Genomic DNA, 26,742 nt, shown 5'->3' on the forward strand with positions numbered 1-26,742 from the left:
AATTAAATTAGGTGACTGGCAAAATCTTTTGTAAATTAAAATAATTTGTCAGTTGCTTATTTGAAAATGAAAAATGCTTAATACTAAATTTCATTATAAAGTAGAGGTTAGTAAGAGTTTATTGACTATTGTTAAAAAAATCTGCTATTAAATGGAAAATAGTTTAAGATTTAGAAAATAGGAAAATAAATTGGATGAATAGGGGAATTTATAAATATGAATTTCCCCTTATTCACTTAAAAATAAAGGTGGTTTCTTAATGAAAGGAAAACTATTTATCGTTTCAGGGCCTTCAGGCTCAGGAAAATCAACAGTCACAAAATTAGTAAAAGATAGATTAAATATCCCATTATCAATATCAGCTACAACTCGCAAGCCAAGAAATGGAGAAATCGATGGAAAAGATTACTTCTTCTTAACTAAGGAAACTTTTGAACAAAAAATAAAAAATGATGAATTTTATGAATATGCAAATGTTCACGGCAATTATTATGGAACATTAAAGGAAGTTGTGGAAAGCAACTTGAATAAAGGATTAAATGTAATTTTGGAAATTGATGTTCAAGGTGCATTAATTGCGAAGGAAAAGAAAAAAGATGCTGTTTTGGTGTTTTTTCGTACAAAGGATATGGAAACACTTGAAAAAAGGCTTCGCAATAGAAATACTGACACAGAGGAAGTTATTCAGACACGTTTGAAAAATGCATTGAAAGAGCTGGAGTATGAAAAAAAATACGATTATACAATAATAAATAATGATATTGAAGAATCTTGCAGGGAATTAATAAATATTATTAATTTGTAAAGTTAATATAAATTCTAAAATAATAGGAGAAATTATGAAAAAGGAAAAAATAACAATAGATGAATTATTGACTAAAGTACCTAATAAATACGAACTTGCAATTATTTCAGGAAAAATTGCAAAAAAAGAATTTGCTAAAGGAAAACCAAAATCAGAAATAATGGATGAAGTTTTTAAGGACATTATGGAAGATGAAGTAGTTGTTATTAGAGAAAAGAATGAAGAAAACGAAGAAAATTAAAAAATTTATTTGGAAAGTATTGACTATTTAAAAAAATACACTATACTAATAGTGTAGGTATTTTTTAGTGACTGTTTTGCGGAGGAATAGAATATAATGTTTTACAGTAAAAAAGAAATACAAAAGTTAATTGACAATCTGGACATCGTTCAAGTGATTGGTGAATATGTTAATTTGAAAAAGGCAGGTTCAGATTATAAAGGGTTATCTCCGTTTAAGGAGGAAAAGACTCCTTCCTTCACAGTCAGTCCAGTAAAAAATATTTTTAAAGATTTTAGTACTCAAATTGGTGGAAATGTAATTTCGTTTTATATGAAAATTAATGACATTGGATTTATTCAAGCGGTGGAGGAATTGTCACAAAAGTATAATATTCCGCTTAGAAAAAATAGGGGATATGAGGCAGTTAATCGGGAAACTGAGAAGAAAAAGGCTGTGAACAGGGAATATTTTGAAATAATGAAGGAAGCTCAGATATTTTTCAGGGAAAATATTGAGAAGTATGATGAAGCATTGGAATATATGAAGGAGAGAGATTTTTCGCTGGAGGAAATAAAAAAGTTTGGAATTGGATTTGCTTCGAGTTCACGAGATGATTTATTTCAATATTTACTAGAAAAAGATTTTCCAGAAGGGAAAATAATGGAACTGGGACTTGCCAAAAGAAATGAAAATGGAGAAATCTATGACAGTTTCAGAAATAGGGTAATTTTTCCGATTTACAATGCGGATGCCCAAATTGTTGGATTCGGAGGTCGTATAATTGAGAAAAATACTAACTTGCCTAAATATCTAAATTCTCCAGATTCGCCTATTTTTAAAAAAGGAAATGAACTTTTTGGAATAAAGTACCGAGGGGAAAATATTAGAAAAAAAGGTTTTGCAATGCTGATGGAAGGTTATCTTGACGTGCTGACAGCCCAGAAACATGGGTTTGAAAATGCAGTAGCAAGTCTTGGAACGGCATTTACCGAAGAGCAGGCGGAACTTTTGAAGAAATATACAGATAAGGTGCTGATTTCGTATGATAATGATGAAGCGGGGAAAAATGCGATTGTAAAAGCTGGATATATTTTGAAAAAATATGATTTTGATGTAAAATGTCTGGTTATGGATGGAAGTGAGAAGGATCCTGATGAGTTTTTGAGAAAAAATGGGAAAAAGGCTTTTATAGAAGTTGTAAAAAAATCAGAAGAAATTTTTGACTTTTTGACAAGAGAAGCTTCAAAGGATTTGGATCTGAATAATATAAATGGCGAGAAAAAGTTTATTGAAAGGTTAAAGCCATTTTTTTCAAATATCACAAATAATCTTAGTAAAAATCTATATTTACAGCGATTGTCAGTTAATTTTGGAATTAATGACTTTGTATTGGAAGAATCGCTAAAAAATATATCAGTTGAAACTTCAAAAAGAAAAAAAAGAAAAGATCGCGGAAACCAGAAAGTCCAGTATAAAAAGTTAAAGGAAGACTTGAATATTGCATTGGAAGAACAGACGCTTATGTACATTCTGGAATTTTACGATTCTGAAAGGAAAAGATGCGAAGAATTGTTAAATAAGGAATTTAGCCATTCTTTGTTTAATGAGCTGATCAAAAAGTTGAAACTTGTAAACTTTGATATAGTACAGCTTGATAAAAATGATATTAGCGAAGAAAGCAGGGAAGCTGTAACACAGTTAAAATTACGGGCAGATAAAGATATTAAGTATAAGGACAGTTACTTTAAAGATAGATATTTTATGGAAGTCTATTCTGGATGGTTTGAGCGGGAAATAAGAGAGGAAAGTAAAAAATCAGAAGAAGAAAATAATAAAATAAAAAAAATTGAATTAAAAAAATTGTTGTTAAAAATGAGAAATGTTAATAAAATTGAGGAAATAAAGAAATTATATGATGAATTTATATTGATAAGGAGACTGGGTTATGTCTGATAAAAAACAAAATTTAAAAAATAGTCTCGCAAATTTTATAAAACAGGCACGAGAGCAAAAAGTTGTAAGTTACGAAGAAATAAATTCTGTTTTGTCTATTGGATTTTCAACTGAAAAAATTGATCAGTTAATAAAAAAGCTGACTGATGATGGTGTTCAAATCGTAGATACTATAAAGGAAAAGGAAGATTTATTAAAAGTTCCTGAATCTCTGGAAGATATTGAGAAAATGGAATTATCAGATTTTGAGGATTCGCATGATGAATTTGTAGAGAGTGAAATCGACGATTCGGAAGTGGATAAATTATTGCAGACAGATCTATTGAAAATGGCTGAAAGTATGGATGTGGATGAGCCAATAAAAATGTATTTAAGGGAAATTGGGCAAATTCCGTTACTTAGTTATGAAGAGGAAATTGATTATGCTCAAAGAGTTTTAAATGGAGAAGAGGAAGCCAAGCAAAAATTAATTGAATCAAATTTAAGACTTGTTGTCAGCATTGCAAAAAAACATACTAATCGTGGACTGAAAATGTTGGATTTAATTCAGGAAGGGAATATGGGGCTTATGAAGGCTGTGGAAAAATTTGAATATGAAAAAGGGTTCAAATTTTCAACTTATGCAACTTGGTGGATTAGACAGGCTATAACACGTGCGATTGCAGATCAGGGAAGAACAATAAGAATACCTGTTCATATGATTGAAACGATTAATAAAATTAAAAAGGAAAGCAGAATAATTCTTCAGGAAACTGGAAAGGAACCAACCGCAGAAGAACTGGCTAAAAAACTTGAGCTGCCTGTAGAAAAGGTAAAAAGTATTCTTGAAATGAATCAAGATCCAATCTCGCTGGAAACTCCAGTTGGAAGTGAAGAGGATAGTGAACTTGGGGATTTTGTGGAAGATGACAAATTTGCCAATCCTTATGATGCGACAACTAGAGTCCTTTTAAAGGAACAGCTTGATGAGGTATTGAAAACATTGAATGATCGTGAAGAGATGGTACTTAGATATAGATATGGGCTGGATGATGGTTCTCAAAAGACTTTGGAGGAAGTTGGAAAAATCTTTAATGTAACGAGAGAACGTATCAGACAGATTGAGGTAAAGGCATTAAGAAAATTAAGACATCCGAGCAGAAGAAAAAAATTGGAAGATTATAGGAGCTAAAGTTATTATTTAGCTCCTTTTAGATATATTTAGCATAAAAATATTTAAATGGGTTAAATAAATGTAATTTCTGGAGCTGTATGTCATAAATAAAATAACAAATAAGGGGAGAAATGAATGTTAAAAAAAATTTTTGAAGATATTAGAAAGAAGGGAAGTTTTAGTTTCGAGAAAATCATTGAAAATTACACAATGAGTGATGATGAGTTTTTTGAGTTTCTAAAATTTATTCATCTGGAAAATGTTCCTGAAGTTAGAAATTCGACTGACGGAAGTGATTTTATTGTGCTGGAGGATGAAAATGTTTTTGTTGCGGAAAAAGACATTATAAAGTCATATTTGGAAAATATAAAGGAAAAATATGAGGAATTTGAGAAGAAGAGCGAGAGTGAAAGGGAAAATGAGGAATTAATTGACAAGTATTTGAAAATCGCTGTAAAGGAAAGTCTGCTTTATTCAAAATATGGATTTTCATTTTTAGATACGGTTCAGGAGGCTACGCTAGGAATTATGTCAGGGCTGAATTACTATAATCAAATTATGGAAATTACAAAGGAGCCTGAATTTTTTATAAAAAATTTTGCTGTAAAATATATTTTGGAATTTCAGAAGAATTTATTAAAAGATATTAAATCTTCAGAATTATCATATATTTTGTATTTGAAAGTAAAAGTGGATAAAAGCATGGGACTTTCAATGGAGGAAATAAGCAGGCAGATGAATGTCTCAACAGAATATATTGAGCAGCTGGAAATGCTGTTTGATGAAGTTGAGCCTGAAGAATTGATGGAAAATACGCAAGTATTTGAAAAAGCTGATAAAATTACACAAATGTATATTTTAGAAAATATTCCGAAAAAATTAAATTATTTGGATGAGCAAATTTTAGTCATGACTTACGGGCTTGATGATAAAGTTTATACAGAAAAGGAAATTGCGAGATCATTGAATATTGCAAAACATAATGTGAAAATTTTAAAGGAAAAGGCACTTAATAAACTTTCCATTGATATGATGAGAAATGATTTTGTGGAAAATAGCGAAGAGGCAAATTATACGGTAAATTAATAGAATTTTTAGAAATTGGGATTCTGAAACAAGGAGATTTGTTTGCTTGTGAAAATATAGCGAAACTTATTTGAAATCGAACTCAAAAACTATGATTGTTTTAAGTTTATATGATTTTTAATAGTTTAATTTCGAATGGATTCGAGTATAAAATGAAAATACTTGATGTAAAAAGGTTGAGAAGATAGAAAAATTATAAAATAGAAAAACTGTGAAAGGAAATAAAAATTATGAAATTATGGCAAATAATGGGAGAACTGCAGACAATTTTCAGTCCAAAAATAGCGGAAGAATGGGATAATGTCGGGCTTCTTGTGGGGGATAACACTAGAGAAATAAATAAAGTATTATTTTGCTTGGATGTGACAGAGAAGGCTGTGCAGAAGGCTGTGGATAATAATGTGGATTTAATAATTTCACATCATCCAGTTATTTTTTCAGGATTGAAGAAAATTACAAATGAAACTGTGCATGGGAGAAAAATTTTAAAACTGATAGAAAATAAAATAGCAGTTTATTCAATTCATACAAATTCAGATTTTGCAATAAATGGACTAAATGATTTTATAATGGATAAATTGAATTTGGATGGTGAAAAAGTAATTTTTAATGAACATGAATTTGAAGATTATAATCCGATAAAGAATCAAATGGAACATGTTCGTGGCGGACTTGCCAGAATTAAAATATTAAATGAAAAAATGAAACTTGGGGATTTAATAGAAAGAATAAAGGATTCGCTTGGGATAAGCTATGTGAGATATGTTGGGAATAAAAATTCTTATGTGAGAAAAATTGGGCTTGTTACAGGTGGTGGAAGTTCGTTTATGTACGAAGTGGCAAATAAGATAGATGTATTTTTAACTGGGGATTTGAGATACCACGAGGCTTTGGATGCTTTGGAGGAAGGGCGTATTTTGGTTGATATTGGGCATTTTGAAAGTGAATATCTGTTTGTGGATATGATGGAGCAGGAAATGGGAAAATTTTTTAAAGGGGAAATGATACGTCACTTTGAAGATGAAGTATTTAAGTTAGGATAAAATTACTTTAAAAAAAATAGAAAGAAGTCTAAAAATATACTAAAATTAGCCAAAAAAATTTTGAATATTTAAGACAAAGTGCTATAATACCTATATAATTTCAAAAATTTGGTAATCAAAATATACTTAAACTTGGGAAAATTTAGAAAATTTTTACATAATTTAACATGAAAGTCTATGGCTTCTGTAAGTGAGATTAGCTGAATTAATAAGAATTATGTAAATTTAAAGTTTGAGGATTATGATTTTGGAGGAATTTACTGTAGTTTTTGAAACAAATAATAGAAAAGGAAGGTATATTTTATGACAAATATAGCAAAGACGAAAGCAGGATGGTATAGCAAGTTTAAAGCCTTTGGGCCTGGTATTCTTATGGCTTCGGCGGCTATTGGGGGATCTCATATTGTGGCATCTACGCAAGCGGGTGCATTATACGGATGGCAACTGGCAATTATTGTAATTTTAGTAAATGTTTTTAAATATCCGTTTTTCCGTTTTGGAACTCAATATACTTTAGAAAGAAAGAAATCGTTAATTGAAGGTTATGAGGAAAAAGGAAAGATTTATTTATGGGTATTTTTCATTATGAATATATTTTCAGCAATTATTAATATTGCGGCAGTAGGTATTTTGACAGCGGCAATTTTGGCAAATATCTTGAAATTGACAGTCTTGCCTAGTCTTACACCTGCAGCGATGGCTTCAATGATTAATATGCTTACTACAATTGTTCTTGTGGGATCGCTTGCAATGATGATATTTGGAGGTTATAAGCTTTTAGACAGTTCATCGAAATTTATTGTTGTTTCATTGACAATAGCGACAGTTGTTGCTGTTGTTATAGCATTATTTAAGCATCACCCTATGGCGCCAAATTTTGTAGCTCCATCTCCATGGAAGTTAAAGGCATTGCCATTTATCATATCATTGATGGGATGGATGCCTGCACCAATTGAGATTTCAGCAATTAATTCGATGTGGACTGTTGAAAAGCAGCATGAAATGAAAGTGCCACGTAAAATTGCAATGCTTGACTTTAATGTAGGTTATTTTGTTACGACAATATTAGCCTTTGTATTTTTAGCGCTTGGAGCATTGATTCAGTATGGTACAGGAACTGCGATTAAAGGAGCAAGTGCAGCTTATATTACTCAATTTATAAAAATGTACTCAAGTGTAATCGGAAACTGGTCTGGACTTCTTATTGCATTTATCGCATTTATGTGTATTTTTGGTACGACAATTACAGTTGTGGATGGTTATTCACGTGCAAATGCTGAAACTTTACGTTTGATTCGTAAGCAAAAGGAAATAACAACTGCACATTTCAATACTTGGATGATCGTAACTGTAATTTTAGCAATGATTATAGTATTTTTCTTTGCTGGAAATGTGGCTGCAATGATGAATTTTGCAATGATATTTTCATTTGTTTCAGCTCCTGTTTATTCTTACCTTAATTTCTCACTTGTTAAGGATAACAGTAAACTGCCTGTCTGGTTATGGTTTTTGTCAGTTGCGGGAATTGTATATTTAGCAGGATTCACAATATTTTTCCTTGTTTATTTATCAGGAATTTTAAAATAAATAAAAATAATGTATTTTTAAGTCGGGATTTTTTTCCCGATTTTTTTCTTTTTTTATACTATTTTTTATTTAAATGGCGAACTGGTTATGAATTTCCTTGAAAAGAATAAAGAACATATAAAATAGAACTTCTATTTTTTTATGAGTTTAGTATAAATCCTAATTTTACTTAGCTGTTATTAGTTTTACTGAGCATGTTTTAATGGCAAAATAAATTGAAAAATAAGTTTGATGTTATAAAAAAATTATGATATAATGTTCTTTAGAAAAATTATCAGATATGAAAAGAGGAAAGAAAAGGAAATGAGAAAAAAAGTAAAAATTGGCATTAAAAGTAAAAAAATAGTGTTGTCTATGGCATTTTTTGCTATGTCGGCGTTTTCATTTGCTGATGGCGAGAATTATCATGATTACAAGGCATTGTTAATTGGAGATGTGAATGGAAATATTATAAAGGAAGACAACAGTTTGGCAGTTCGACCTTTGGCATCAGTTACAAAAATTATGACATCAATATTGACATTAGATAAAATAAAATCAGGGCAAATTTCCTATGATGATAAGGTAACAGTTTCATCAAAAGCGGCTTCAGTTCCTTACGGAGTAAAATTGACTGCTGGAAAACAGTATACAGTAAGGGATTTGTTAAAGGCTACAATTATAAAGTCATCAAATAACGCTGCTTATGCACTTGCTGAATATGTGGGAGGAGATGTGCCGAGTTTTGTGCGTTCAATGAATGAAAAGGCAAGAAGTTATGGGTTAGATTCGCTTAGATATTGTTCTCCGAACGGATTGCCGCCTAGTTATACAGGTTCTTGCATGGATCAGGGAAATGCACGTGATTTGTATAAATTAGCTCAAATAACGTTAAAAGATTATAGCGATTATTTAAATTTTTCAAAAAATAAAGTAGATTACATTGACAACGGGAATACAAAAGTGACTTCTACAAATACTCTTTTGGGAAATGTGCAAGGAGTAGACGGATTAAAGACAGGTTATCACGATGCTGCAGGTTCAAATATTGTATTGACGGCAAATAGGAGCGATGATAGAATGATAGCTGTCATTTTAGGTTCAAATCATGCGAAGGATAGAAATGCAATTGGGGCAAGAGAAATAAATGATTATTATATAGATGGATATGCAAAGAAAAATAGCGGAAACAGTTATGCTTATACAGGCAATAATAATGGAAGCAATAATAACAGCAATAGCAGCAGTAAGAATAGACGTGATCATAACAATAGCCAAAATAGCAATAGCGACAGCTTCAATAATGATAACGAGTCCAACAATAACAGTAATGCTGAAAATAACGCTGATCAGAAGGGCAATAAAATAGAGCAGTTCTTTAATTCAATTTTTGGTAAAAATAATAATAATCCAGCAAGGAAAATGAAAATTATAAGTAGAAATGATATAGTAGCAGTAGCAAAAATAGGTGAAAATAAATATAATTTATATCCTACAAAAGATGTGGAAATAACTGCAACTCAACGACCAAATTTGACTTATACAGTAAACTTAAATTCAGGAGTGAATAAAAATAGCAGGGGTAAAATTGTAGGAACTTATATTGCAACTGATGGAACGTTGACTTATAGTGGAGAGTTAATTATGAAATAATAAAAAGAGCTGTTTTTATAACGGCTCAATTTTATTTTATTAAAATAAATGGATAACGGAAAGGAAAAAAAATGTCTATTGGAGTATTTGATTCAGGAATTGGAGGGCTTACTGTATTAAAGGAAATTAGAAAAGTTTTGCCAGATGAAAAAATATATTATCTTGGAGATACGGCAAGAGTTCCGTATGGTGAAAAGACAAAAGAACTGATTATAAGATATTCAAAGGAAATCGTTGAATTTTTGCTGGAAAAAAATGTGAGCGCTATTGTAGTAGCTTGTAATACAGCCACTGCACTTGCATTAAAGGAATTGAAGGAAACTTTTAAAATTCCGATTATTGGAGTAATTGAAGCTGGGGCGAGAACGGCAATAGAAGCAACAAAAAATGGTAAAATCGGTGTAATTGGAACGAAGGCGACTATACAGTCTGGAAAATATGAAGAGGAAATAAAACTTTTTAATAAAAAAGTGGAGGTGCTTCAAAAGGCTTGCCCGCTTTTTGTTCCGGCGGTGGAAGAGGGGATTTTAAGCGGTAAGCTGGTAAATCAAATAATAAAAACGTATCTTGATGATTTTAAGGGGAAAGTAGATACTTTGATATTAGGATGTACTCATTATCCTTTGTTAAAAGATGCTATAAGTAAAATTTATCCAGATATAAAAATTGTAGATCCAGCGAAAGAAACAGCTTTGGATTTGAAGGAAATTTTGGAGCAGAATGAATTTTTAAAAAATGATGCGAAAAAAGATGAAGAAGTAAAATATTATGTGACAGATGGGCAGGAAAAATTTAAGGAAATTGGAATTATGTTTTTGGAGGAAGATATTCCAAAAGTTGAATTGGTAAAATTATAGATGTTATTTATCGAGAAGTCAGAATAAATAAACGAGTCTTATTTTTATTAAATAGAGAATATAAAAAATGGAGAAAAGGTGTAAATGTTTGAATATATTTCAGGAAAATTAGCAATAAAAAAAATAGATTATGTTGCATTAGAAATAAATGGATTGGCATATAAAATTCATATATCGTTGAAAACATTTGAAAAAATAGGAAATATTGGGAATGATGAAAAATTATATATTTTTACGAATGTGAAGGAAGATGATATTTCGCTTTATGGGTTTAAAACACAAAATGAAAGGGAACTTTTTAAGGCTTTGATAAGTATAAGCGGAGTAGGGCCAAAACTTGCGATTGCGATATTATCAACTTTTAATATGAGGGAAATTATTGAAATTGTTACGGAAGATGAGTCTAAAATTTTTACAAGAGTTCCAGGGCTTGGAATAAAAAAGGCTCAAAAAATAATACTGGATCTGAAGGATAAAGTGAAAAAAATAGATATATCGGAAATGCTTGAAGAAACTAGCAATCTATCGAACGGAAAACTGATAACTTCAGAATCCTTTGATCCTAAAATTTCACTAATGAAGGAAGATCTAAAATTAGCCTTGGAATCTTTAGGATATACAAATACTGATATTTCCAAATGGATAAAAGATAGTGAATTGGCTCAATTAAAGGATATTAGCGAGGCTATAAAAATAGTTTTGCAAAAGATTCAAAATAAAAAATAGTTTTGCAAAAATGTTAGTCCTTTTGGTTTTACAAATAAATATGATATATAAAAAATGTACCTTTAAACTTTTTACTTTAAAATTAAGTTTTTAGGTACATATTTTTTTGTTAAAAAAATCTTTCTAATCTTATCACTTAAAATCAAGGAATAGATTTATTATTAATTATTTACCATGTTTTTTTACCATAGTCTTTTTATTATTTCTTTTTTCTTGAAAATTTGCAGTTCGTTTCTTTTCTGGTTTTTTATTAGTTATTTTTCTTTTTGGTTGAACGATCATCGCTTTTTGCTTTGGATTTTTGGGCTTGGGCGGCATGGCGAAAGATACAATTGATATTCCTGTAATTCCCAAAATTGCAACCATTTTTTTAAAAGTATTTTTCATATTCATATTAATCATCTCCATTCAGATTTATCTTTATTTTTTTGTTTTGTTCATATCTCTTCTTGAACAAATATATAATATCATTTAATTTTGACAAAAATATGTAAAATTTATGACTTTTTTGTGAAATTTCAAATTATTTATTTTAAAATTAAATTAAAAATATATTGACAAAAATATAAAAATATAGTATTATTTAATTAATATTAAATATTAATTAATAAAAAAGGAAGAAAAATGAATTATTATGAAGTGCTAGGTGTATCTGAAAATGCTGATATTTCAGAAATAAAGAAAAAATATAGGAAATTGGCGATGAAATATCATCCAGACAGGAATTCGGAGGATGAAAATGCTACTAAAAAATTTCGGGAGGTAACTGAGGCTTATGAGGTTCTTGGGGATGAAAAGAAAAGGGAAGAGTATGACTGTAAAAGAAAAAATGTTCAGAGTCAAAGAAGAAATAAGAATAGAAAGGAAAATGTCAAGGATGAATTTTCTCAAAATGACTTTACTTTTGGAAGGGATTTTTTTAAAAGTGCTAAGGAAATGAGAGGGATGTTTGAAAATAGTTTTAGGATGGATAAAAAGGGAGAGAAAAGGGCAAGGTCGGAAAAAGAGAATATTAAAAGTAGATTTGATCAGTTTTTTGATGTAAAGAAAAAAAATAATGATAATTTGGGGTAACTTTATAAATTTTTATAAGAAATTTTGAGTTTAATATTATTAAAAATTATATAAATTTATGTTTTAAGTAAAATAGTCATAGTTTTTGAGTTCAGTTTTAAGGCAGTTTTACTATAAAAAAGATAAATTGAGGGAAGGAAAAAAGGAAATGTTATGGGGAATTAGAAGATTTTTGTCAAATTTTAGAAGTATTTTTAGACGGCCGTTTGGACGAGGCAGTATTTATCGGCTGGAAAGGCTTAGAAGTATTGCACGAATGAGGGAAAGTGGAAAAAGTAGAAGTGAAAGAAGCAGTTTGGGAGTTGACAGAGGGATTAAAAAATATGAAAAACGAAAGTTAAATGCTAGAAATCAGAAAAGTTATAAATTTTTTAATGTGAAAAATATTTTGATAATGGTGGTTTTGATATTTACATTTATTTTTGTACATTTTTCAGGATATTCTGCAAAAAGTCTTTATTTTTCGATTTTTATTTATATTGGAGTTACACTTTATTTGCTTATTGTGGAAAGATTTTTTGAAAAGGTGGAAGTTCAAGAGGAAATTAGAAATATAAAAAATGACAGGGAAAGGGAACATAATGTTTTTTTGGAAAAAGTGAAGGAAATAGAGGATTTGGAGAAAAGTCAGATTGAGCATATATTTTTGAAGGATTCTGAAGATTATGATATGAAAATTTGGAAAGTTGGAAGAGCGACTTCTCTTTTGATTGGGAAACAGACACCTAGAAATAGGGTTGATATTGATGTAAGTGATGGAATTTATTCTAATTTAGTTAGCAGGGCTCATGGAATTTTAAATCGAGTCAATGGGATTTGGTATTATGAGGATTTGGGTTCGCAAAATGGGAGCGGAATTGAAAGAAATCTGGATAAGCGGAAAATAAAATTAAAAAAAAATATACCTGTAAAAGTGGAGTCAGGCGATATAATTTACTTGGCAACTACAAAAATATTATTAAAATAAAAAAAGGCAATAATAAAAGTGGAAATTTCAAAAAGCCAGGGATTAAAATTTTTATTAGAGAGTAAGAATAAAATTTATGTTTTTTCATGAAGTTTAGCATTGCAGGTTTTCATAAATAGATAAGATAAAAAATGGAGGATTATTTTAAAATGAAATTAGATAGATGTAAAAATGGGCATATATACGATGTTTCCAGATATAGTTCGTGTCCCTACTGTAAATCGGAAGGATTGGAAACAGAAGTTCAAGATGATAAAATTAATTTAGTTGAACAAATGGAAGATGAGGATAGAACTACTGCCTACTGGTCAAAGGACAGCACGGTGGATCCTGTTGTGGGATGGCTTACGTGTATTGAAGGGCATGACAAGGGGAAGGATTATAGAATTGTGAGTGAACGGAACTTTATTGGACGTGGGGAAAATATGGACATCCAGATTTCAGGGGATACTATGATTTCAAGGAAAAATCATTGTTCGATAAGTTATAATCCGAAGCAGCGGAAATTTATGCTAACTCCTGGAGATTCCAATGGATTGATTTATTTAAATGGAGAAGCTGTTTATAATACGGTGGAATTGAGGGCTTATTCGGTTGTGGAAATGGGGGAGAGCAAATTTGTATTTGTAAATTTGTGTGGAGATTATTTTGATTGGGAGAAGGAAAAAGCCAGGGATGAAAATTTGAGAAAAAGATATGAGAATTTGGCTGATGAAAAAACAGCTGGAAATATGAATTTTGTGAATAAAAATAGTAAAAATGGGGATTTGGAAGTAAAAATTGAAGATTATGAAGAAAATTTATAAGTTAATGAAATTAAGGGGAGAAGTGGAAAAATGAGGAAGGATGAGGCAAAATTTATTACGGAATTTTTGAGCGAGGCTGGAACGAAGGCTGAAAATAGTGATTATTTTGGATATATTTTGCTGGATAATTATGCGATTTGGGCTGTAGCTGATGGATTTGATGAGGAAGATGGGGCAAAAGTTGCGGCAAGGATTGCTGTAGAATCTGTAATTGAATATTTTATGCTACGTCCACGATTTAATTATGACGTTATTAAGGAAATGATGGATTATGCCAATTTGAAGGTTAAGGAAAAACAGGAAGAAGCTAAAAAATATTCTCTTATGCACACTTCTCTTTTAATCGTTATAAGCAATTATAATTCAATTTTATATGGAAATATTGGAAATACTAGATTTTATCATATTAGAGGCGGATATATTGTTTCTCAAAGTAAAGATGATACGATAGCGCAGCTTTTGGTGGATGAAGAAGCGTTAAATGTATCGGATATGAAATTTCATAGGCAGAGAAATGATTTACTGCAGGCAATTGGGGATTTTGGAAAAATTAAGCCGAATATTATAAAAAGCCCTGTAGAGCTTATGGAAAAAGATATTTTTTGCTTGACAACCGTGGGATTTTGGGAAAATATTGATGAACATGATATGGAAAATGATTTGTCTAGATTTGAGGATAAAAAGCAATGGCTGAATTCATTGGAAAAGAGAATACTCGCTTCGCTTAGGGACAATATTGAAAATTATACGATTGCACAGGTGGAAGTGCAGGCGGTGGCAAGTCCAGAGCCGATGGAAAAGGATAGAAGCAAATTGATAAAAAAAATAATTTTGATAATAATGATTGTTGTTGTGATTATTTTATTTATTGTAATTTGGAATGTGAAAAGGCGAAATGGGATTTTACAGGCGGCGACACAGTATGAAAAGCTGGCGGATGAGGAAATTTTGAAAAAGAATTTTAATAATTCAATTGATAATTTAAAATTGGAAATTGGGGAATATGAGAAATTAAAGCCAAAAAGCAGAGGCGTGATTGGATTTTTTACAAATGCAGAGAAAAAAAGGAATGATGCGAATAAAAAGATTGATGAAATAAATAAAAAAATTGGAGAAACTGAAAAGATTAAGGAGGCATTTTCAGATATTAATGAAGGAAATGATCTGTTTAACAATGGAAATTATGATGAGGCAAATGAGAAGTATCAGCAGGCTAAATATAATCTGAATGACAATACTTATAAACGTGATGAGCTGAATACGGAAGAAATTTTGGCAACATTGGATTCACGGATTAATTCGGGTGTGAAGCTGAAGGAGGCGAAGGCTTTGGAAATGGCTGGGGATAATGCGGTTAATGAAGGAAGTTACAATTTGGCGAAAGTCAGTTATAAAAATGCTGCAGATATGTATTTGGCAAATGGAAAGGCGGATTATGTTTCACAAATTGAGAAAAAGATAGAGGAAATAGCGGATAAGGAAAAAATGGCATATAATGGGGCAATGCTTGCGGAAAATAAAGGGGATTCATTGGCACAGAGCAACATTAATTCTTCTAGGGAGGCATATTATCAGGCACGGCAGATGTACCAGATACTTGGAGATACTGTGAAAGTAGGAGAGATTGACAATAAGATACAGGAACTTAATTCTCAGCAGAATGCTGATTTACAAACTGCTAATAATCTTGTTCAAGAGGGGCTTTCGCAAATTACGGCTAATAATCCAGCACAGGCAATAGGAATTTTGACACAGGCTAAAAATATTTATCAAAAAATGAAAGATACAAATAATGTAAATGCTGTTGGGAAATATATAAGCCAGGCACAGGAATTTATTAAATTTGAAAGCCAGAATGCTGAAAAACTGAAGGAAAAGGAACTGGAATATTCAGAAAAATTAAAATCACAGGAAATAGAATATTCAGAAAGGCTAAGACATCAGGAAATTCAGCTGCAGCAGCAATTACAGGCAAGAGAAGCAGAAATAAAAACACAGCAGGAACAAATGGAGATAGAGAGGCAAAAGCGGGAAGAAATATCAAGAAAAATGGAAAATGCCTCAAATCTGGAAATGCAGGCGGATCAGCTGGTATTAGATGAAAAATTTGAGGAAAGTATTTCAAAATATGAGGAAACGAAGAAAATTTTGGAAGAAGTAAATGCTGATGGAAATTTTGGGAATCAAGCGGCTAAGATTGAAGGTTTAAATAAAAAAATCGAAAAAAGTGAAGGATATTTGCTGAAGAAAAAGGGAGAAGAGGATCTTAAAAATAAAAAATGGCAGGATGCTATGGAAAAGCTTACGCAGGCAAAGGAAAAGCTGGAAAAAGTTGGAATAAAGCAAGATGAATTGGAAAAAATAGGGAAAGAACTGAAAAGGGCTGTGAAAAAAGCAAATAAGAAATGGTGGCAGTTCTGGAAGATTTTTTAGGAGAAAGCTAAGATTAAAAGTTGAATAACAATAGTATTAGTTAAAAAAATTATGACAGTTCACTATTTAAATGGAAAATGATACAGGATAGGAGGGGAAAATGGTAAAAAGCATAAAATTAAAAACTTTCTTTTTTAAGGAATATGCACAAATTGCTGAAAAAAATACGTATTCGGCATATATTCCGAATGGGAACAGGGGAATCTGGTGCATTGCTAATTTTGAGGAAAAAATTCAGAGACGAGAAAATGTGGAAATTGAGGGAAAAATAGGAAGTAGCGGTATTGAGAGTAAAAAAAATAAAAAGAATGTAAAAAGGAAGAATTTGGCAAAGGCTGGAGTTCATAAAGTTATTGAAAAATATTTGGAAAATGGCGGTTTTTCAACGGAAAATATGAAAAAAATTATTCAATCTTCTAAAGATAAAGTAATTTTTGAGAAAAGTAAGTTTTTTAAAGTTGAAAAAAATAATGAAAAAGATTTTGATTCTAAAAATTTTTATTCGCAAATTGTTGTTATTATTGACAAAGATGACATGATTGCGGGAAATATGGGGAAAACAGAGCTTGCTTTGTATCGGGAAAATAGGATTGTGGAAAAAATATGTGGAGAGGAAATTAAGAGAGTAAAGTTACAGAAAAATGATTATTTGCTGGCTGGAAGTCCTGAATTTTGGAAAAATGTTGATGAGAATGAGATTGAGGAAGTTTTTGTTGATTTGAAAAGTAAGGAGAATATTGAGAAAAATTTAAGCAGGAAAATAAAGGCTGCTGAAGTGAAATTAAAAAAAGTCATACCATTTTTGTCGATTTTTGTGGAAAATATTGAAATGGAAGATAGTGATGAAGAATTGGAAAGGGAAGTTGACAGAGAAAATAAGAAAAGGGAAATAGCTGTAAAGTATACGTTTTTAATGATAATATTTTTATTTTTGTTTATTTCTGTGGGGAAAAATATTCAAAGGGGGAATCTGAAAATTAGGAAGGAAAAAAATTTGGAAAGTGTGGTAGCTGGAAAAATTGGGGAAAAGGCGAAATTGATGGAAAATAATTTGATTGAAAAGATGGAAATTGAAAAAAATAAAATAATGAGAAAAGATAAAATTGGGCTGGAAAATGTTGAGAGTGCTGAGGAAAAAGATGGAGATGAAGGAGAGAAAAAAGCAGGAGATGGAATTAAAAGTGTGGAGCGGAAAAATAAAAATGCGGGAAATTTAGAAGTAGTTCAAAATATTGAAGAAAATGATGGAAAAAGAAAAATTAAAAAAAATAAAGTAAGCAAAGTGAAAATGGGTGAGAAGGAAAAAAGTCAGAAAAGATGGGAAAAAGTTGCTGGAAATGAAAAAAATCAAAATAAAAAAAATTTTAACGTAAATAATAAAAGTTTTAAAAAAGATCAAAATTTAAAAAATAACAAACTTTCACAACTTGATAAGGAAATTGAGAGGAACTGGAAAATTTTGGGGCGTGATAGGAATGGAAATAATTTGAAGAAAATATAAAAGGGAAAAGTGAGATGGATTTTTTATTAAAGGGAACGATGTTGAATGGGAAATATAAGATTGTGAGTTATATGGCTAAGAGTGATTTTTCTAATATTTATTTGGCTGAAAATAATTTAGGGGAAAAAGTTGTTATTAAGGAGTGTTATCCTGGAAAAATTGTTATGAGAGATGGGAAGGAAGTTTTTACGGAAAAATATAGGAAAGATTTTGAGAGATTAAAGAGATGTTTTTGGAAGGAAAAATGTATTTTGGAGAAATTTAGAAAGAAGTCTAAGGGAAATAGGGGAAAATTTCAAAATAATCTTATTAAAAATGGTGTTATTAAAATTCTGGATTTTTTTAGTGAAAATGGAACAAATTATATTGTTATGGAATATTTTGGGATTACTTTGAAAGAGTATATTTTGGAAAATAAAGTTCAAGATGAAAAAATAAATATAAATTATATTTTGAAAATATTTCTTAAAGTTGCAAGGGCTGTTTGTAAAATCCATAAAAAGGGGATTATTCATTGTGATTTAAAGCCATCAAATATTTTGGTTGATATTAGGGGGAATATTAGAATTATTGACTTTGGATCAAGTTTGAGAAAAGGGGAAAAGGTTGATTTTATTGAGGTTTCAGAAGGGTATTCGCCGATTGAAGTTTATTCAGAAAAGGTTCAGATTGATGAAAGAGCTGATGTTTATTCGCTTTCGGCACTTTTGTATTTTATGCTTTGTGGGAAGAAAATTGGTGGGGCAGTTAAGAGGTTTTATAAGCCAGAATTGGAATTTGCAAGAGAAGTGATTTTAGGGTTTGAGAAAATTGGGAAGTTTAAGGAAGTGGAAAAAATAATAAAAAAAGGATTGGAATTTGAAAGGAAAAAAAGATTTGGAAGTGTCAGGGAAATGATTGAAAAGTTAGAATTATTAAATTTTATTTAGCGAAGGGGATTATCACCCTTACAATAAATAAAATATATCTTCTGTTTTTTAAATTAGATTTAGTATGAGAATATAGTTCGTATAAAAAAGTATATAATTTTATGTAAATGTATGAATTTATCGGCATAGAGATTTTTTGTTAGAATTATATAAAAAGTTTAGATTTTTACAAATTCAATAAATAAAGGGGAAAATATAGAGATGAAATTGTTTTATGAGGAAGAATTGCGGAGAAAATCCTATTATGAGATGTATCAGATTGCGATTGAGGAAAAGCTGGTGGATGTGCATTTGGAAACGCCTGCGAGAGAGGAGCTTATTACACTTTTGATGAAATATCGGGGAGTGAAGGCTAATTATTGTATTGACAAGTATAAAAAAAATGGGCTTGTAAATGTTCAACTGCTTTTTGACAGTAAACTTGGGGAGAGGATTCATCATGAGAATAAAATACGAGTACCGCACAAAATTATTTTGTATAAGGAGCTTGATTTGATGAGGGAGGACAATTATAAGATTGAGATTCCTGAAAATGTGAGCAGTGCAAATCTCTTTCTTATAAATGCAAATAATTATCTTTGTGGAATTTTTCAGCTGGAAAAGGATTTGAAGAGCAGGAATAAATATTTTTTGATTAGTAAAAAAGAATTTTTTAGAGTTGAGACATTGAGAAATAATAAGTTTTCGTTTTTATTTTTTAAAGAAAATGACTTAAAATTTATTCATGAATTTTATAATTGGAAGGAAGATGAGCCATATCCGCTTTATCCGTATCAGATGGATTATTATAAAGTTGAAATTGAAAATTTTGTTGTAAAAAATCTGGAAACTACGAATACTCCGCTTTGTATTGATTTTGGGACTGTAAATACAGCTCTGGGAGCATATCTGGATAGAAATTATGTGAAGGATTTGCCGACTAATGATATTTTGAATGGGAATGTTGTCATTGATGCGATAAACTATGTGAAATTTGATGATGGGGAAAGGCATTACCGTGAGATTTTTCCAACATTGGTTTATGTTGAAGATTGTAGCGATAGTAATAATATTAAGTATTCGTTTGGATATGATGTGGTAAGAAAATTGGAAAAAAATGATTATATTGTTAATGGATCGATTTTTTATAGTTTGAAAAGGTGGGTGCATGAGCATAATAAGATGGAAAAAATTAATGATGAGTTTGGGAATATTTTGTATGTAAAAAGAAAGGAAATAATAAAGGCTTATTTGAAATATGTTGTAAATCGTGCAGAATATATGTTTAAATGTAAATTTAAAAAAATTCATGCTTCCAGCCCTGTAAAATTGAAAGAGCAGTTTTTGACAATGTTTCAGGAAATTTTTATGGTTGAAAATAACTTTAATAAAAGTTCTTATGAAAAAAATTATGAATATGAAATTATTCGTGAAAATGCTATGGATGAAGCTATTGCTGTGCTTTATAATACTATTGAGATACAGATAAGGAAGGGGAGATATAAGGAAAATGAAGAATATAGTGCTTTAATTATTGATTGTGGTGGTGGAACTACTGATTTGGCAGCTTGTAAATATGTGATTAATAAGGACAGGATTTCATATTATCTGGATATAAGGACAAGTTTTGAAAATGGAGATGAAAATTTTGGGGGAAATGACTTGACTTATAGGATTATGCAGTTTTTGAAGATTGTGCTGGGAGCAAAGTATTCTGAGAATAGGACTGTTTCTGTTAATGATTTGATAAAATATGATAATGATATGATTTATAAAGTGATTGATGACAGCGGTGTTGATAAAATTTTTGAAAATATGAATTTGGAATATGAAAAATATGAGAAAATAATACCGACAAAATATTCACAATTTGAAAATAAAATGAGCGAAGAATATCAAAAAATACGAAATAATTTTTATATGCTTTGGGAAGCTGCTGAAAATTTAAAAAAAGAATTTTTTACATCTGATGGAAGACTGCGGACACGTTTTGATGCACCTAGAAATTATGAAAAAAGGAATGACATTCATATAACGCAGTTAAAAAGCTGGAAAATTCACACTTATGAAAATGAAATATTTAACACAGTAACAGATTATCCAAGACATATTTTTACAATAAAGGAAATAGAAAAAATTGTAAAAGCCGATATTTACGGAATGCTTAGAAAATTTTTGAACACTTATTACAAGGAAGGGCTGCTTTTTGAGTATTCGCTTATAAAATTGAGCGGACAATCGACTAAAATTAGTACATTTCAGGAAGTTCTGAAGGAATTTGTGCCTGGAAAAATGATAGAATATAAGGAACTTAGCCATCGTGATGATTATGAGCTGAAGTTGAACTGTCTGGATGGTGCTATAAAATATTTGGATTATAAGCGGTTTGGGCATATAGATGTGGAAATTGTGAATGAAGTGCCACTTGTGCCGTATTCTGTGTGGGTGGAAAAATATGATGGGGAAAAGATTGAAATGATTCAGACTTCACGGAAGGCTGATATTCTGATTGGGCAAATTGACAAGAAAAGTTCAGCGGAAGAGTTGAAAATTTATGTTTATAATGCTGAAGGGGAACTTAAAAAAGAGATGATCTACAAAAATGAGGATGACTATGAGGAAATGGATGCACAGGAAATCTTGCCAGAATTTGTAAATATTATTTCTCAAAATGATACTGATACAATTCAAAATGATACAGTTAGATTTTTCGTTTACACTGATTTAAATAACTGGGGATTTTTTGTCGTGCCAATCCAAAGAAAGTCAGATCAGCTTTATCTTGGACGTAAACAGTATTTTCCTTATGAAGATAATTTAAGTGAAAATTCTTATTTTGATGGAAATCACTAAAAAAGGGGAAAAATATTGAAAAAAAAAGATGAACTAATTTGGTTAATGCCAACGATTTTTATTTTTATTATTCTTTTTATGATAAAATTTTGTACACCTAAAATTAATAAAAAATATATTGTCAGTAAAGTAAAACGTGAAAACCTTGAACTTTTTGTAGATATGAAAGGAACTGTTGTTGCAAATAATGTTGCTAAAATTGGATTAGATGTAAATTTATCAGTTGACAATGTTTATTTTAAAGCTGGAGATTTTGTGAAAAAGGGCGATATAATAGTAAAATTTAGTGACTATCAGAAAAGTGATATTAGTGAAAAAAGAGCATTGCTGGCTGTAAAAAATGTACAGTTGAGAAATCTTGAAAAACAGCAGAAATTAGGAGCAGATGTGAATCAGAAAATTCAAGAAGTAAAAGGAGAAATAAATGGGTTGGAGCTGGAAGTAAAAGATGAAATGAAAAATGCTGTGTTAGTTCAGAGAACTGTGAGAAGTCCGTTTGATGGATATATTGTAAAAATTAATGCTGTAAAAGGTGGAATTGTAAATAAAAATGAGCCTGTAGTTGTTTTGGCGAAAAAGAATGATCTGAAAATAATAAGTGAAAGTATGACAGATGAAAAAATTAAAAATTTGAGTATTGGAAATATGGCTGAAGTAAGCCTTTTTAGGAGAAAAAATAAAAAAGCTGGGGAAGAGAAAACGCTTGAGGAATTAGTTGAAATTAAAAATGATAAAGGCAAAGAAGGTTTTCAAAATAGAGATAATAAAGGGAATTTAGATTTATTTTCTGAAAGAAAAGTTATTGAAGCGGAATTATTTAAGATTAATAAAGTTGTAAATATGAATGTGCTTGAGTTTTTGCCGATTTCCTTTAAGGATTTATTTTTAAATGAGCAGGTGGATATTCGTGTTATTTATAGAAAGAAAGAGAATGTTTTAACTGTTTCTAAAAAAGCGATTATTTTTAAAAATCAGAAAAGTTATATTTATTTGATTGATAAAAATAATTTGGTTAGGGAAAGGGAAGTTTTTGTTGGGATGGATAATGGAGAAAAGATTGAGATTTTTGGGATGAATATTGAGGAAGGGATGGAAATTGTGGAAAATCCTGATGATAAAATTACAAATAATGTAATTGTGGAAAGAAGAAATATTCAAGATGAAGAAATTGAAAAGAAAAAAAGAATAGAAAAATTAGAGAATGAAAATGAAAAAATAGGAAATAAAATGGATGAAAATGAGAGGGAGATTATTAGATTGAAGAAAAAATAATAGATTGAAATTTTTTAAATTATTTGAAAGTAAATATTAGGTTTAATCTACTAAAAAGATTTATAACGTATTCATTATTCAAATGGTATTTAGTAAAAATAAAAGATTTTTCACAAGGGGTAAAAACCCCTTGTCAGTAAATAAATAAAATAAAGTTTTTTAATTTGAATTGTCAATTTTGGTCATTTTTCCATCATCAGTTATAGAAAGTCCATTTCCGTTTGGAAAATCAGATTTATTTAAGGAAATTATTTTTTTGATGACTAATTTTTCTGAGTCTATGAAAGGGCCTAAACTTCCGTAAGTTTGTCTTACAGGGATAATCTCTCCAGAGATAAAATTCCCGTTGCTGTCTATTTTAATTTTAAAAATTGGAGCAAGGCCCATAGAGCCTGAAATATTTATCTTTCCAAAAGTTGCAAAATTTCCTCCACTGTAGGAAATAAATTTATTTTTGTAAAGTTCAACTGCTCTTGTAACGTGCGGTCCTTGTCCAAAAACAATATCTGCTCCATTATCTATCACAAAATGGGCAAATTCATAGACATTTCCCCGATCTTCCCCATGAAAAATTTCGTGATTTCGAGTAATATGTTCTGCTCCAGCACCTTCAGCACCGCCGTGAAACATGACAATTACAATATCAACTTTCGATTTTAATTCAGAAATAAGTTTTCTTGCATAATTGTAGTCATTCAATTTTACAGTGGCTGAATTTGGAGCAAAGGAAATAAATCCAAATTTTTTACCATCTTTTTCTAAAATTGAACTTTCAGCAATATCTTTAATTCCAGAATATTTTATATTTAAATTATCAAGATTTTTAATAGTTTCCCTAATTCCAGTTTCTCCAAAATCATTGCTATGATTATTAGCAACACTCAAATAATCAAATCCAGCTTGCTTTAAATATTTTCCATATTTTGATGGCATGCGAAAAGCATAACATACATTTGGATTATCACAGCTTTTCGGAGTACCGCCATTATCAAATAACGTTCCTTCCAGATTTCCCACAGTAATATCTGCATTTTGAAGCACATCTTGAGTATTTTTCAAAATATTTTCATCATTTTTTGGAAGTAAATCAGATGGATAATTTGAGCCAAGCATTATATCTCCAACTCCAATTATTGTAAATTCTGATTTTTCATTTGTTTTATCATTTCCATTATTTTTAGAAATATTTTTTTTGATTCCTAATATTTTTTCGGCATTAATAAATCTGTTTCTAAAGTTTTTGAAAAAAGGGCTTGTAATAATTAATGCAAGTGCAAAAGCCAAAATAGCAAATAAAATTAACAGTATATTTTTTTTCATTTATTAAATCCTTTCATAGTTTATTAGTAGTCATTACAAATAAGCAATTTAGCAATTCCTTGGCAAAGGATCAAGTTTTTTGTTACCTGATAAATAAAATTGCAATATTAATATATTTTACATATATTTACTGTAAAAAGCAATATGATTCATAAAAAAATAATTTTAGAAGAGAAAAATATTCTTTACATTTTCTGTTTTTTCTATTATACTTTAAATATGTAAAAACAAAAAATTGGAGGATAAATAAATGAAAATTGCTGAAGCTCTTATTTTACGTGCTGATATTCAAAAGAGAATTGCACAGCTGAAAACAAGACTTAATAATAATGCCAAAGTTCAGGAAAATGAAGAACCTGCTGAAAATCCTGAACTTTTATTAACTGAATTAGAAAATTTGATTTCGCAGTTAAATGATTTAATAGTAAAAATAAATAGAACAAATACACTTTCAAAAATTGATGGAATTTCATTGGTGGAGTTAATTGCAAAAAAAGATACGCTTTCACAAAAAGCAGGAATTTTGCGTGAATTTATTGAAATTGCAAGCCAAAAGGTGGATTTGTATTCTACAGCGGAAATAAAGGTTTTCAGTACGGTTAATGTGCCTGAACAGCAGAAAAAGCTGGATAAATTGTCTAAAGAAATTCGTGAAACTGATACAAAATTGCAACAGGCAAACTGGACTATTGACTTAGTTGAAGAATAAAAAATAGTGTATTTAATATTGTAATTTATAAAAATAAAAAGATTTTTGGTGTAGATATTTTTAAGGTGAACATAAACCTTTGGATATTAGGGGAAAAATATCCTACAAGAATGAGTAATGCGGGGAAGTTACAAAAGTTATGATTAATCCCAGTATTGTTACATCTGTACGAATTATTGTAATTGTTACTACCATATGTTAATTAATAATATTGAGGCTGGGTTGCGGGAATGGTTTTGCTATGTAGAAATTTATAAGGAGAGAAAAAATTTTATGAAAAAAATAGGGCTTGTGCCACGTTTGATTATTTCGATTGTGCTTGGTATTTTACTTGGATTAGTTTTGCCAAGTCCGATTATAAGGATTTTTGTCACGTTTTCATCGTTGTTTAGTAAATATTTGTCGTTTATTATTCCATTTATGATTATTGGATTTGTTGTAACTGGAATTTCAGATTTACGTCATGGAGCGGGAAAATTACTTGGAATTACGACTTTACTGGCTTATCTTTCTACAATTGTTGCAGGTACGCTTTCGTATCTTATGGCAATTAGTATTTTTCCAAAAATTCTTAACTTTGCTTCGTTTACAACGGTGGAACATCCTGAAAAGAATCTTTTGACAACTTATTTTGACATTCCAGTTGCACCAATGTTTGATGTAACTTCAGCGATTATTTTTGCATTCATAATGGGACTTTCGATTAGCTGGCTTAGAAATAATGGAGAAGGGCAAACTACATATAACCTTTTTCGAGAATTTTCAAAGATAATTTCAAAATTGTTAAGCACATCAATTATTCCGTTGCTTCCTGTCTATATTTTTGGAACATTTATGAATATGACTTACAGTGGACAAATTTTTGCAACGCTTTCAATATTTTTAAAGGTATTTATTTGTGTAATAATTTTGCATATTTTATATACTGCAGGTTTATTCATATTTGCTGGCGGGCTTTCAGGAAAAAATCCATTTGTCTGTATGAAAAATCAGATTCCTGGATATTTTACAGCTCTTGGGACACAATCTTCAGCCGCTACAATCCCAATAAATATTGAATGTGCCAAAAGAAATGGAACATCGCCTGAAATCCGTGAATTTGTAGTTCCTTTATGTGCCACAATTCATTTGGCTGGAAGTATTATTACAATTACAAGCTGTGTTGTTACTGTACTTATGATGCACAGCATGTCCTACGGAATTTCAACAATTTTTCCGTTTATAATGGTACTTGGAGTAGCAATGGTAGCTGCGCCTGGAGCGCCTGGAGGAGCAATAATGTCTGCACTTCCATTTTTAGGAATGGTTGGAATTGCCTCAAGCAGCCCAATGGCTTCACTCTTAATCGCACTTTACATAACACAGGATAGTTTTGGAACAGCGGCTAATGTTTCTGGAGATAATGCGATTGCCATTATAGTTGATTGGATTTATCATAAATTTATAAAAAAATAAAATTAGTATGATTGAAAAAGTAGAAAATTTATGCTATAATTAACCTATAAAGGTAATGGATATACTCCATTTTAAGGTAAAAAATAGCGGAAAAAATATCTTCTTCTTAGTTGAAGGGGGTATTTTTTTATGTTATAATATTTCTGGGTTCGCTACCCAACCTTGAAATGGAGGGAGGTGAATAGTAATGATGAATGGTGATGTTGTTACTTTCGTTGTTATGGTTATAATTTTGTATATAATCTTTAACAAATAGATGACAAATTGCCATTTTTTGCCTCCAAGATCTGCAGGAAATTATAACCTGCAGGTTTTTCCATAAAAATTATAAATATAATAAATTTTAATGAGGAATAGCAGGAAATAATAAAAAAAGTGA

Annotated in this window: 22 protein-coding genes; 20 read left to right on the forward strand and 2 right to left on the reverse strand. The window is 30.2% G+C overall.

Annotation, left to right across the window (positions count from 1 at the left end):
• The first annotated feature begins 259 nt into the window (after positions 1 to 259).
• From gmk to ruvA, 10 genes are all read left to right on the forward strand, one after another.
• Positions 260 to 805 (forward strand): guanylate kinase, encoded by a 546-nt coding sequence (gmk, locus tag HW276_RS01985; protein WP_147002976.1) that lies wholly within the window; start codon positions 260 to 262, stop codon positions 803 to 805.
• Between the two features lie 34 nt (positions 806 to 839).
• Positions 840 to 1,046, forward strand: coding sequence for a DNA-directed RNA polymerase subunit omega (locus HW276_RS01990; protein ID WP_147002977.1), 207 nt, complete (start codon positions 840 to 842; stop codon positions 1,044 to 1,046).
• 96 nt (positions 1,047 to 1,142) lie between these two features.
• Positions 1,143 to 2,981, forward strand: a complete 1,839-nt coding sequence (gene dnaG, locus HW276_RS01995) for a DNA primase (protein WP_178937199.1) — start codon at positions 1,143 to 1,145, stop codon at positions 2,979 to 2,981.
• Positions 2,974 to 4,152 (forward strand): RNA polymerase sigma factor RpoD, encoded by a 1,179-nt coding sequence (rpoD, locus tag HW276_RS02000; RefSeq protein WP_147002979.1) that lies wholly within the window; start codon positions 2,974 to 2,976, stop codon positions 4,150 to 4,152. Before dnaG ends, rpoD begins: the two co-directional genes overlap by 8 nt.
• 117 nt (positions 4,153 to 4,269) lie before the next feature.
• Positions 4,270 to 5,220: an RNA polymerase subunit sigma gene (locus HW276_RS02005; RefSeq protein WP_178937200.1), complete on the forward strand. Its 951-nt coding sequence runs from the start codon at positions 4,270 to 4,272 to the stop codon at positions 5,218 to 5,220.
• Between the two features lie 230 nt (positions 5,221 to 5,450).
• Entirely contained in the window at positions 5,451 to 6,263 is an 813-nt protein-coding gene (locus HW276_RS02010; RefSeq protein WP_178937201.1) for a Nif3-like dinuclear metal center hexameric protein, read from the forward strand.
• Between the two features lie 303 nt (positions 6,264 to 6,566).
• Positions 6,567 to 7,850, forward strand: coding sequence for an NRAMP family divalent metal transporter (locus tag HW276_RS02015; protein ID WP_178937202.1), 1,284 nt, complete (start codon positions 6,567 to 6,569; stop codon positions 7,848 to 7,850).
• Positions 7,851 to 8,153: 303 nt separating this feature from the next.
• Positions 8,154 to 9,482 carry a D-alanyl-D-alanine carboxypeptidase family protein gene (locus HW276_RS02020; RefSeq protein WP_178937203.1) on the forward strand — a complete coding sequence of 443 codons (1,329 nt, stop codon included), beginning with the start codon at positions 8,154 to 8,156 and terminating at the stop codon, positions 9,480 to 9,482.
• A gap of 71 nt (positions 9,483 to 9,553) precedes the next feature.
• A complete protein-coding gene (murI, locus tag HW276_RS02025; protein ID WP_147002984.1) occupies positions 9,554 to 10,339 on the forward strand; it encodes a glutamate racemase in 786 nt (261 codons plus the stop codon).
• Positions 10,340 to 10,423: 84 nt separating this feature from the next.
• The gene (gene ruvA / locus HW276_RS02030) at positions 10,424 to 11,065 is read left to right on the forward strand and encodes a Holliday junction branch migration protein RuvA (RefSeq protein ID WP_147002985.1); all 642 of its coding nucleotides are present in this window, start codon (positions 10,424 to 10,426) and stop codon (positions 11,063 to 11,065) included.
• Between the two features lie 165 nt (positions 11,066 to 11,230).
• Here ruvA and HW276_RS02035 read toward each other — a convergent pair whose 3' ends face one another.
• Positions 11,231 to 11,458, reverse strand: coding sequence for a hypothetical protein (locus tag HW276_RS02035; RefSeq protein ID WP_178937204.1), 228 nt, complete (start codon positions 11,456 to 11,458; stop codon positions 11,231 to 11,233).
• 231 nt (positions 11,459 to 11,689) lie between these two features.
• Here HW276_RS02035 and HW276_RS11925 point away from each other — a divergent pair, with 231 nt between their 5' ends.
• The 8 genes from HW276_RS11925 to HW276_RS02075 all read left to right on the forward strand — a co-directional run bounded on the left by HW276_RS11925 (position 11,690) and on the right by HW276_RS02075 (position 22,879).
• The gene (locus tag HW276_RS11925; RefSeq protein ID WP_178937205.1) at positions 11,690 to 12,139 is read left to right on the forward strand and encodes a DnaJ domain-containing protein; all 450 of its coding nucleotides are present in this window, start codon (positions 11,690 to 11,692) and stop codon (positions 12,137 to 12,139) included.
• A 148-nt stretch (positions 12,140 to 12,287) separates the two neighbouring features.
• Positions 12,288 to 13,106 (forward strand): FHA domain-containing protein, encoded by an 819-nt coding sequence (locus tag HW276_RS02045; protein ID WP_178937206.1) that lies wholly within the window; start codon positions 12,288 to 12,290, stop codon positions 13,104 to 13,106.
• 149 nt (positions 13,107 to 13,255) lie between these two features.
• Positions 13,256 to 13,912, forward strand: coding sequence for an FHA domain-containing protein (locus HW276_RS02050; protein WP_178937207.1), 657 nt, complete (start codon positions 13,256 to 13,258; stop codon positions 13,910 to 13,912).
• A 30-nt stretch (positions 13,913 to 13,942) separates the two neighbouring features.
• Entirely contained in the window at positions 13,943 to 16,345 is a 2,403-nt protein-coding gene (locus tag HW276_RS02055; RefSeq protein ID WP_178937208.1) for a protein phosphatase 2C domain-containing protein, read from the forward strand.
• A gap of 100 nt (positions 16,346 to 16,445) precedes the next feature.
• On the forward strand, positions 16,446 to 17,846 hold the full coding sequence (locus tag HW276_RS02060) for a hypothetical protein (RefSeq protein ID WP_178937209.1): 1,401 nt from the start codon (positions 16,446 to 16,448) through the stop codon (positions 17,844 to 17,846).
• Positions 17,847 to 17,860: 14 nt separating this feature from the next.
• Positions 17,861 to 18,775 (forward strand): serine/threonine-protein kinase, encoded by a 915-nt coding sequence (locus tag HW276_RS02065; protein WP_178937210.1) that lies wholly within the window; start codon positions 17,861 to 17,863, stop codon positions 18,773 to 18,775.
• A 201-nt stretch (positions 18,776 to 18,976) separates the two neighbouring features.
• Positions 18,977 to 21,607: a molecular chaperone gene (locus HW276_RS02070; RefSeq protein ID WP_178937211.1), complete on the forward strand. Its 2,631-nt coding sequence runs from the start codon at positions 18,977 to 18,979 to the stop codon at positions 21,605 to 21,607.
• A 15-nt stretch (positions 21,608 to 21,622) separates the two neighbouring features.
• Entirely contained in the window at positions 21,623 to 22,879 is a 1,257-nt protein-coding gene (locus tag HW276_RS02075) for an efflux RND transporter periplasmic adaptor subunit (protein WP_178937212.1), read from the forward strand.
• Between the two features lie 159 nt (positions 22,880 to 23,038).
• Here HW276_RS02075 and HW276_RS02080 read toward each other — a convergent pair whose 3' ends face one another.
• The gene (locus HW276_RS02080; protein ID WP_178937213.1) at positions 23,039 to 24,199 is read right to left on the reverse strand and encodes a CapA family protein; all 1,161 of its coding nucleotides are present in this window, start codon (positions 24,197 to 24,199) and stop codon (positions 23,039 to 23,041) included.
• Between the two features lie 250 nt (positions 24,200 to 24,449).
• Between HW276_RS02080 and HW276_RS02085 the strand changes: the two genes are divergently transcribed.
• Both HW276_RS02085 and HW276_RS02090 read left to right on the forward strand, forming a co-directional pair.
• Positions 24,450 to 24,908, forward strand: a complete 459-nt coding sequence (locus HW276_RS02085) for a DIP1984 family protein (protein ID WP_178937214.1) — start codon at positions 24,450 to 24,452, stop codon at positions 24,906 to 24,908.
• Positions 24,909 to 25,181: 273 nt separating this feature from the next.
• Positions 25,182 to 26,363 (forward strand): dicarboxylate/amino acid:cation symporter, encoded by a 1,182-nt coding sequence (locus HW276_RS02090; RefSeq protein ID WP_178937215.1) that lies wholly within the window; start codon positions 25,182 to 25,184, stop codon positions 26,361 to 26,363.
• Positions 26,364 to 26,742: the final 379 nt, after the last annotated feature.

It is taken from the genome of Leptotrichia sp. oral taxon 417 (assembly GCF_013394865.1).
Classification (GTDB): Bacteria; Fusobacteriota; Fusobacteriia; order Fusobacteriales; family Leptotrichiaceae; genus Leptotrichia; species Leptotrichia wadei_A.